The sequence below is a fragment of the Hansschlegelia beijingensis genome (genome assembly GCF_045505405.1).
Lineage (GTDB): Bacteria > Pseudomonadota > Alphaproteobacteria > Rhizobiales > Methylopilaceae > Methylopila > Methylopila beijingensis_A.
On the sequence record NZ_JBJKEX010000114.1, the window covers coordinates 1 to 8,386 of the forward strand.

The window sequence follows — 8,386 nt, forward strand, 5'->3', positions numbered from 1 at the left end:
GCCAGACGCCGCTGCGCTTCCTGCTCGAGGACAAGATCGACCTGCTGAAGGACGCCCCTGCGCCGACGCCGTCCCCCGCCCGCGCGGCCGCCGGCGGCTATGTCGTGCAGGTGAGTTCGCAACGCTCCGAGGAGGAGGCCCGAACCGCCTTTGCTTCGCTGCAGAAGCGCTTCCCGCAGGTGCTGGGCAGCTACCAGGCGTCGATCCAGAGCGCGACCGTCGGCGATCGCGGGACCTACTACCGCGTCCGCGTCGGGCCGTTCGGCAGCAGCACCGACGCCTCCACGGTGTGCAACAACCTGCGCGCCGCCGGCGGCGACTGCGTGGTCGCGCGCAACTAGGTCCCGATCGTAGCAAGACGTCGCGCGGCGCCTGTCGTCCGCGCGACCTTCTTTCTCAGTTCCTCGATCAGTCCGGCTTCATGGCGACCCGCGCATTCATCTCCGGCTGCCAGGGACTTGCGCTCACGCCGGAGGAGCGGGCGTTCTTTCGGGACGCCGAGCCGTGGGGCCTGATCCTTTTCGGCCGCAACATCGAGTCGCCGGACCAGATCCGAAGCCTGTGCGGCCAGTTCCGCGAAGCCGTCGGCCGCTCCGACGCCCCGGTGCTGATCGACCAGGAAGGCGGCCGCGTCCAGCGTATCCGCCCCCCGCTCGCCTCCGCCCATCCGGCGGCGGCCGCGTATGGACGGCTCTACGAGATCGACCCTCAGGGGGCGCTCACGGCGGCTCGCCTGGGCGCCGAGCTTCTCGGAGCGGAGCTGTCGAGCCTCGGCGTGACGGTCGATTGCCTCCCAGTGCTCGACCTTCCGGCCCAGGGCATGACGGACGCCATCGGCGACCGCGCCTATGCGAGCGCTCCTGAGGCGATCGCAAGATTGGGCCGGGCGGTCATCGACGGCCTTCTGGCGGGCGGCGCTCTGCCGGTGGTCAAGCACATGCCAGGACATGGCCGCGCCACCGTCGACAGCCACTTCCACCTTCCTCGCGTCACGGCCGACCGCGACACGCTGGAGGCCACCGACTTCCGCCCGTTCCGCGCGCTTGCGGACGCGCCGATCGGCATGACCGGTCACATCGTGTTCGAGGCCATCGACCCCGACCAGCCCGCCACCCTGTCGGCCGCCGTGATCGGGGGGATCATCCGGGGCCACATCGGCTTCGACGGGCTGCTGCTGACCGACGACCTCTCGATGAAGGCGCTCTCCGGCGGCGTGGGCGACTCGGCGGCGAGGGCGTTCGTCGCCGGCTGCGACGTCGCCTTGCATTGCAACGGCGCGATGAGTGAAATGCTCGAGGTCGCGGCGGCGGCGCCGCGGCTCGAGGGACGGTCAGCCGATCGGGCCGCGAGGGCGCTCGCCCTGCTGGGGCCGCGCGCGGAGGTCGATGTCGCGGCGCTCGCGGCGGCGCGCGACCAACTCCTCGAGAGCGCGAGCGTCTGACGCCGCCGGAGGCGCGGCCTTGGCCGACAATGGGCTCGAAGCGTCAGGCACTTTCGAGGCGGACGAGCGCGACGAGGCCGCGGGCAAGGCCTTCGTCGTCGATCTCGACGGCTTTGAAGGACCGCTCGACCTGTTGCTCGACCTCGCGCGCCGACAGAAGGTGGATCTCGCCCGCATCTCCATCCTGGAGCTCGCCGAGCAGTACCTCGCCTTCGTCGAGGTCGCCCGCGTAGAGCGTCTGGACCTCGCGGCCGACTATCTCGTGATGGCGGCGTGGCTGGCCTATCTGAAGTCCCGGCTGCTCGCGCCTGATGCGCCGGCGGACGAGGAGGAGCCGCCGGCCTCGATGGTGGCCGCGGCTCTGGCGTTCCGGCTGCGCAGGCTGGAGGCCATGCGCGCCGCAGGCTACGCGCTGTTCGACCGCCCGTTGCTCGACCGCGATGTCTTCGCCCGAGGCGAGGCTCCAGCGCAGGCGCAGCAGGCGCCGCCTCTCTGGACTGCGACTTTGTACGATCTTCTGAGCGCTTACGCCCGGCAGAGGACCCGAAATCTCAGGAGCGCGGTGACCGTCGAGCGGCGTCCGACATGGACGCTCGCCGAAGCTCGCGCCGCGCTGGAGCGCCTCGTGGGACGCTCCGCCGACTGGTCGCGGCTCGACGCGCTGCTGTTGCGCTACATGAACCCGGAGATGCGGGCTTCGGTGCTCGCCGCAGGCTTCGGCGCCTCCCTGGAGCTGGCCCGCGAGGGCAGGCTGGAGCTCAGACAGGAGCGGGCCTTTGGGCCGCTCTTCGTGCGCAGCGGCGCGCCGCTCGCAGTGGTTCGAAAGGAAGAGGGGTGAGCGGGCCGCACGACGCTCCTCCGCTGCCGCTCGAAGGGCTCGACGGCAGGCTCACGGCCGACGAACGCTCGCGTGTCGATCCGCTCCATCGCAACATCGTCGAGGCGACGCTGTTCGCGTCTCCCGCCCCGGTGGATGAGGCGGAGCTCGCCGCGCGGCTGCCGGCCGGCGCTGATCTGAGGCTGGTCCTTCGGATGCTCGTCCAGGACTACGCGGGCCGGGGCGTCAATCTTCGACGCGTCGGGGCCGGCTGGGCGTTTCGCACCGCGCCCGAGGTGGCCGCCGCTGTCGTTGCGGGAGCGCGCGAGACCAAGAAGCTGTCCCGGGCGGCGATCGAAACCCTGGCGATCATCGCCTACCACCAGCCGACGACGCGGGCCGAGATCGAGGAGATCCGCGGCGTCGCGACCTCGCGCGGCACGCTCGAGACGCTTCTTGAGGCGGGCTTTATCCGGCTGCGGGGACGGCGCCGGTCGCCTGGTCGTCCGGTGACCTTTGGCACAACCCCGGCGTTCCTGGACCATTTCGGGCTGGAGAAGGTCTCCGATCTGCCGGGGCTCGCCGAGCTGAAGGCGGCGGGACTGCTCGACGCCCGTCTGCCGCCGGGCCTCGACCTGCCGCCGCCGAGCGACGACGACGGATTGCGCGCCGACGAGGATCCGCTCGAGGACGGGGATCCGCTCGACCCAGCGGACGCCCCCGACGATGCGGCCGGCGAGAGATCGCAGGAGCGTTGAGGTCTCTAGCGCGCCCGTCTAGCGCCTGACGGCGGCGTGATGCCACAACCTGCCGAAGTCCTTGTGTTTCCCACTCCCGGGACCTAGTTTCCGATCATGCTGGACTGGCCTCCGTCATGCGTCGGGCCGCTGCGAGCGCCTTCCGGCTGATCGAAAGGAAACGTCATGAGCCTCACGCACTGGCTGGTCGTCGGCGTTCTCGTGCTGCTGCTGTTCGGCGGCCGCGGGAAGATCTCCGACATCATGGGCGACATGGCCAAGGGCATCAAAAGCTTCAAGAAAGGCCTCACCGAAGAGGACGAGGTCGCCGACGGCATGTCCCAGCAGCGGGGCCCCCAGACGATCGAACACCGCGCCGATCCGCAGGTTCGCCCGACCGTCGGCAGCGTCGACGGCCGCCAGTCGTAACTTGCAGGCTCGGCCGGGCGGCGCCGCGAGGCGCCGCTTTTCGCCTTGCCCGCCGGCGGCCTGACAGATGTTCGACATAGCCTGGTCCGAGTTCCTGGTCGTCGCAGTGGTCGCGCTCGTCGTCATAGGGCCGCGCGACCTGCCGCCACTGCTGCGTCAGCTCGGCAAGACCGTCGCCACGCTGCGGCGGATGGCCGGCGATTTTCAGTCGCAGTTCAACGAGGCCCTGCGGGAGGCCGAACTCGACGATCTCCAGAAGGACCTTACGGGCCTCAAGGACACCGCGAACAAGATGGTCAGCGCGCCCGATCCGTTCAAAATGGCGCGCGACGAGATCAGAAGCGCGCTCACTACGCCTTCCAAACCTACGCCGTCGGCGCTGGCCGGCGCGGCGGCGACCGGCGCGGCGGACGCGCCTTCAGCCCTCGCGCCTGAGCCCGAGGCGGAAGCGGCTCCGGCGCCGAGCAGCGCGCCGGCGGCCGATCCGGAGCTGCCCGCGAGAGCCAACGGATCAACTCACCCCTCCGGTTCCGAGCCTGTGGCGGCGTCCGGTGATCCCGCTCCCGGAGCGCGCGCGTGACCCAGGCCGACATCGACGCCACCAAGGCGCCGCTGATGGACCATTTGATCGAGCTGCGGTCGCGGCTGATCAAATCCATCATCGCGTTCGTGATCGCATTTGCGATCTGCTTCTCGGTGGCGAGCCACATCTTCAACATCCTGCTCGTGCCCTACGAGATCGCGGCGGGTTCGGCCGAGGCGATCCGGCTGCAGTACACGGCGCCGCAGGAGTTCTTCATCACCCAGATCAAGCTCGCGATGTTCGGCGCGGGCTTCATCTCCTTCCCGCTGGTCGCCAACCAGATCTACAAATTCGTCGCGCCCGGCCTCTACAAGAACGAGCGGCAGGCCTTCCTGCCCTATCTGATCGCGACGCCGGTCCTGTTCCTGCTCGGCGCGGCGTTCGTCTATTTCGCCGCGATGCCGCTGGCGATGCGGTTCTTCCTGTCGATGCAGCAGACCGGCGGGGACGGGCACGCCTCGATCGAGCTGATCGCCCGGACCAGCGAGTATCTCTCGCTGATCATGACGCTGATCTTCGCCTTCGGGATCTGCTTCCAGACGCCGGTGATCCTCACGCTGCTGGCGCGGGCCGGCTTCATCGACTCCAAATGGCTGATCGCCAAGCGGCGCTACGCCATCGTGGCGGTGTTCGCGATCGCCGCGGTTCTCACGCCCCCTGACGTCATCAGCCAGGTCGCGCTTGCGGTGCCTACGCTGCTTCTCTACGAAGCCTCCATCCTGGTCGTGAAGATGGTCGAGAAGAGGCAGGCGCAGGCGGAGGCCGCCGGAAGCCCGCCGGAGTAGGGTCCCGCCCGGCCTGCGCGTCTTCATCGATCTTCTGGGCCGTCTCGGGGGAGCGGACAGGGCTTCCCCGCTAGAAACCGCGGCTGCGTCACGACGCCCGCATCCAGATCAATCGAAGGACTTCTGCTCCGATGCATGACATCCGCCTGATCCGCGACAATCCGGAGGTGTTCGACCGGGGTCTCGCGCGTCGGGGATTGACGCCGCAGAGCCCGCGGCTGATCGCGGTCGACGAGCGCCGGCGCGAGATCATCGGGCGGCTGCAGGTCATGCAGGAGCGCCGCAACTCCGCCTCCAAGGAGGTCGGCCAGGCCAAGGCGCAGAAGGACGAGGCGCGCGCAGAGGCCCTGATCGCCGAGGTCGCCCAGCTCAAGCAGGACATTCCGGCCGCCGAGTTCGAGCAGAAGGCGATCGAGGAGGAGCTTCACGCGACGCTCGCCGAGATCCCCAACATCCCGCTCGAGGAAGTGCCGGACGGCAAGGACGAGAGCGACAATGTCGAGCTTCGCCGCGTCGGCCAGCCGCGCGAGATCCACGATCCGCGCGCCCATTACGAGCTTGGGGAAGCGCTTGGCCTGATCGATTTCGAGGCCGCCGCCCGCATGTCCGGCGCGCGCTTCGCGGTGCTGAAGGGGCAGGTGGCGCGTCTCGAGCGTGCGCTCGCGAGCTTCATGCTCGACCTTCACACAAGCGAGCACGACTACACGGAGGTCGCGCCGCCGCTGCTGGTGCGCGACGAGGCCATGTTCGGCACGGCGCAGCTGCCGAAGTTCGCCGACGACCAGTTCCGCACCAGCTTCGATTTCTGGCTGATTCCGACGGCGGAGGTCTCCCTCACCAATCTGGTGCGCGAGCAGATCCTTTCCGAGGAGGAGCTGCCCCTGCGGGTCACCGCGGGCACGCCGTGTTTCCGCGCCGAAGCGGGGGCGGCCGGACGTGATACGCGCGGCCTGATCCGCCAGCACCAGTTCACCAAGGTCGAGCTGGTCTCGGTCACGACGCCGGAGAAGAGCCTCGAGGAGCACGAGCGGATGCTCGGCTGCGCGGAGGAGGTGCTGAAGCGGCTCGACCTGCCGTTCCGCACCGTGACGCTCTGCACAGGCGACATGGGCTTCTCGTCGCAGAAGACCTACGACATCGAGGTCTGGCTTCCGGCCCAGAACACCTACCGTGAGATATCGAGCTGCTCGGTCTGCGGCGACTTCCAGGCGCGGCGCATGAACGCGCGGTATCGCCCCGCCGACTCCAAGGGCCTGCGCTTCGTCCACACCCTGAACGGCTCCGGCGTCGCGGTCGGACGCGCATTGGTCGCGGTGCTGGAGAACTACCAGCAGGAAGACGGCTCGATCGCCATTCCGACCGCGCTGCGGCCCTATATGGGCGGGCTCGAGAAGATTGAGCGTGCGTCTTGAGAATCCTCCTCACCAATGACGACGGCGTCCATGCCGAAGGGCTCGAGACGCTTGAACAGATTGCGCGGGAGCTCTCCGACGACGTCTGGATCGTCGCGCCCGAGACCGACCAGTCCGGCGCCTCGCATTCGATCTCGCTGAGCGATCCACTCCGGCTGCGCGAGATTGGCGACAAGCGCTTCGCCGTGCGCGGCACGCCGAGCGACTGCGTCATCATGGGCGTGCGCCATCTGCTGGCGGACAAGCGGCCAGACTTGATCCTCTCCGGCGTCAATCGCGGGCAGAACGTCGCCGAGGACGTCACCTATTCGGGCACCATCGCGGGCGCCATCGAAGGCACCCTGCTCGGCGTGCCGTCGATCGCGCTGTCGCAGAACTTCGACCGCACCCGCGAGGTCGGAGACATCTTCGATTCCGCCCGGCGACACGGCGCCGATGTGGTGCGCCGGATCGTGAAGGCGGGCTTCCAGCGCGACCGCCTGGTCAACGTCAATTTCCCGGGCTGCCTCGGCGAGGAGGTGGTCGGCGTGGCGGTGACCCGGCAGGGCCAGCGCAATCAGGAACTGCTGAAGATCGAGGGCCGCAACGACGGTCGCGGCAACCCCTATTTCTGGATCGTCTTCGGTCGCGCCGACTTCGTGGCGCAGGAGGGCACCGATCTCGCCGCCGTCCGGGCGCGCCAGATCTCCGTCACTCCTCTGAAGATCGACTTGACTGACGAAGCGCTCTTCGACGGACTGACTGCGGCCTTCGCCGACGCCTGAGGATGCGAGTCGCATGAGCATGACCGCCGACGACGCCGAACGCACCCGGCGCGCCGAGCTGGTGCTCGCGCTGAGAAGCCGGGGCGTGCTGCACACCCGCACCCTCAAGGCGCTTGAGACCATTCCCCGTGCGCTGTTCGCGCCTGCGCGCCACCGCGCCGTGGCCTATGCGGACCGCTCCTTACCGATCGCCTGCGGGCAGACGCTCGAATCGCCGTCGCAGATCGCCATGATGGTGGACGGGCTCGCGGTCGGCGATCTCGACAACGTTCTCGAGATCGGCACCGGCACGGGCTACTGCGCCGCGATCCTGTCCCGGCTCGCGCGTCGGGTGGTCAGCGTCGACCGGTTCCGCACGCTCATCGAGAACGCCGAACGCCGGATTGCGGAGCTTGGCGGAGCGTCGAACTGCACGCTCGTGTTCGGCGATGGCGCGCTCGGCCGCCCGGCTCAGGCGCCCTTTGAGCGCATCCTCATCACCGCAGCTGTCGACAGACCGCCGTCGACGCTGTTGAATCAGCTCAAGCCCGGCGGGGTGATGATCGCGCCGATCGGCGACGCCGCCGGTCAGCGACTTACCCGCTTCATCAAGGGCAAGGACGGCTCGCTCGACGAGACGACGATCGGCACGATCCGCCAGCAACCCATGCTCGAGGGCGTCGCGTTGGCCCTCTGATCGCGTGGCGCGGCGGCAAGATTTGCGGCCGGATCGTGGCCGGGACGGCCGTCCTAAACCCTCCGTTTACCTCAACGCGCTTTAACTCTGATCATGTCGGTCGAGTTCGTCGCGAGTGTCCAACATGCGTAACTTCGTTCCGTGCCTGCGTTCCCGGCTCCTGGCGCGCGCCGCTGTGGTCGCTCTTGGCGCTGGCGCTCTCGGGGCCTGTAGCTCCGATACCACCCGCTTCGGCGAGGATCCTTTCTCCAATCCGTTCTCGACCGCCTCGGCGGAGAGGCGGGCGCCGGAGCCGGACTACACCAGCTCCGTTCAGGCGGCGCCGAGCAGCCGTGTCGAACGCGCGCCTCTTGGCGCCCCGCCGCCGGCCCAGGCCCGGCCGATGCGCGGCTTCGAGAACTCCGGCGGCTATCGTTCGTCTTCGGTCGATCCGCAGTCGACGGGGGCGCTCCCGCCTGCGCGAAGCCCCGAGCCTCGTTCAGGCGCGGCCGGCTGGTCGTCGAACGGCGGCACCGTGGTGACGCTGCAGCGGGGCGAGAGCCTGCACACCCTCTCGCAGCGCTACGGCGTGCCGGCGAGCGCGATCATGCAAGCCAACAACATGCGCAACGCGAATGGTCTGGCGCCGGGTCAGCAGGTCGTCATCCCGTCCTACTCCGGCCAGCAGGTCGCCGCAGCGCCGGCGCACCCATTCTGGAAAACATGCAGGCAATGTCCCGAAGCGCCTACGATAAGGTCTTGA

11 protein-coding genes are annotated in these 8,386 nt (G+C 68.9%); all 11 read left to right on the forward strand.

Annotated elements, in window-relative coordinates; all coding sequences use genetic code 11:
* Positions 1 to 341: SPOR domain-containing protein (locus ACIKT0_RS09230; protein WP_407105067.1), on the forward strand; the 341-nt coding region annotated here is incomplete at its 5' end.
* A gap of 80 nt (positions 342 to 421) precedes the next feature.
* The gene (gene nagZ, locus ACIKT0_RS09235) at positions 422 to 1,441 is read left to right on the forward strand and encodes a beta-N-acetylhexosaminidase (RefSeq protein WP_407105068.1); all 1,020 of its coding nucleotides are present in this window, start codon (positions 422 to 424) and stop codon (positions 1,439 to 1,441) included.
* Positions 1,442 to 1,460: 19 nt separating this feature from the next.
* Positions 1,461 to 2,279 carry a segregation and condensation protein A gene (locus ACIKT0_RS09240; RefSeq protein WP_407105069.1) on the forward strand — a complete coding sequence of 273 codons (819 nt, stop codon included), beginning with the start codon at positions 1,461 to 1,463 and terminating at the stop codon, positions 2,277 to 2,279.
* Positions 2,276 to 3,016 (forward strand): SMC-Scp complex subunit ScpB, encoded by a 741-nt coding sequence (scpB, locus tag ACIKT0_RS09245; protein ID WP_407105070.1) that lies wholly within the window; start codon positions 2,276 to 2,278, stop codon positions 3,014 to 3,016. Before ACIKT0_RS09240 ends, scpB begins: the two co-directional genes overlap by 4 nt.
* A gap of 165 nt (positions 3,017 to 3,181) precedes the next feature.
* Positions 3,182 to 3,424: a twin-arginine translocase TatA/TatE family subunit gene (locus ACIKT0_RS09250; RefSeq protein ID WP_407105071.1), complete on the forward strand. Its 243-nt coding sequence runs from the start codon at positions 3,182 to 3,184 to the stop codon at positions 3,422 to 3,424.
* A gap of 67 nt (positions 3,425 to 3,491) precedes the next feature.
* Positions 3,492 to 4,004: a Sec-independent protein translocase protein TatB gene (tatB, locus tag ACIKT0_RS09255; protein ID WP_407105072.1), complete on the forward strand. Its 513-nt coding sequence runs from the start codon at positions 3,492 to 3,494 to the stop codon at positions 4,002 to 4,004.
* Positions 4,001 to 4,792: a twin-arginine translocase subunit TatC gene (gene tatC / locus ACIKT0_RS09260; protein WP_407105073.1), complete on the forward strand. Its 792-nt coding sequence runs from the start codon at positions 4,001 to 4,003 to the stop codon at positions 4,790 to 4,792. The genes tatB and tatC overlap by 4 nt, the downstream gene beginning before the upstream one ends.
* A gap of 131 nt (positions 4,793 to 4,923) precedes the next feature.
* On the forward strand, positions 4,924 to 6,204 hold the full coding sequence (serS, locus tag ACIKT0_RS09265) for a serine--tRNA ligase (protein ID WP_407105074.1): 1,281 nt from the start codon (positions 4,924 to 4,926) through the stop codon (positions 6,202 to 6,204).
* Complete coding sequence (surE, locus tag ACIKT0_RS09270) at positions 6,201 to 6,968, forward strand: 5'/3'-nucleotidase SurE (RefSeq protein ID WP_407105075.1); 768 nt, start codon at positions 6,201 to 6,203, stop codon at positions 6,966 to 6,968. The genes serS and surE overlap by 4 nt, the downstream gene beginning before the upstream one ends.
* Positions 6,969 to 6,981: 13 nt before the next feature.
* Positions 6,982 to 7,644, forward strand: a complete 663-nt coding sequence (locus ACIKT0_RS09275; protein WP_407105076.1) for a protein-L-isoaspartate(D-aspartate) O-methyltransferase — start codon at positions 6,982 to 6,984, stop codon at positions 7,642 to 7,644.
* 382 nt (positions 7,645 to 8,026) lie between these two features.
* Complete coding sequence (locus ACIKT0_RS09280; protein ID WP_407105077.1) at positions 8,027 to 8,386, forward strand: LysM peptidoglycan-binding domain-containing protein; 360 nt, start codon at positions 8,027 to 8,029, stop codon at positions 8,384 to 8,386.

Coding starts and splice junctions, on each gene's coding strand:
- nagZ (WP_407105068.1), top strand. CDS start 422: ATGGCGACCCGCGCATTCATCTCCGGCTGCCAGGGACTTGCGCTCACG.
- ACIKT0_RS09250 (WP_407105071.1), top strand. CDS start 3,182: ATGAGCCTCACGCACTGGCTGGTCGTCGGCGTTCTCGTGCTGCTGCTG.
- tatB (WP_407105072.1), top strand. CDS start 3,492: ATGTTCGACATAGCCTGGTCCGAGTTCCTGGTCGTCGCAGTGGTCGCG.
- serS (WP_407105074.1), top strand. CDS start 4,924: ATGCATGACATCCGCCTGATCCGCGACAATCCGGAGGTGTTCGACCGG.
- ACIKT0_RS09275 (WP_407105076.1), top strand. CDS start 6,982: ATGAGCATGACCGCCGACGACGCCGAACGCACCCGGCGCGCCGAGCTG.
- ACIKT0_RS09280 (WP_407105077.1), top strand. CDS start 8,027: ATGCGCGGCTTCGAGAACTCCGGCGGCTATCGTTCGTCTTCGGTCGAT.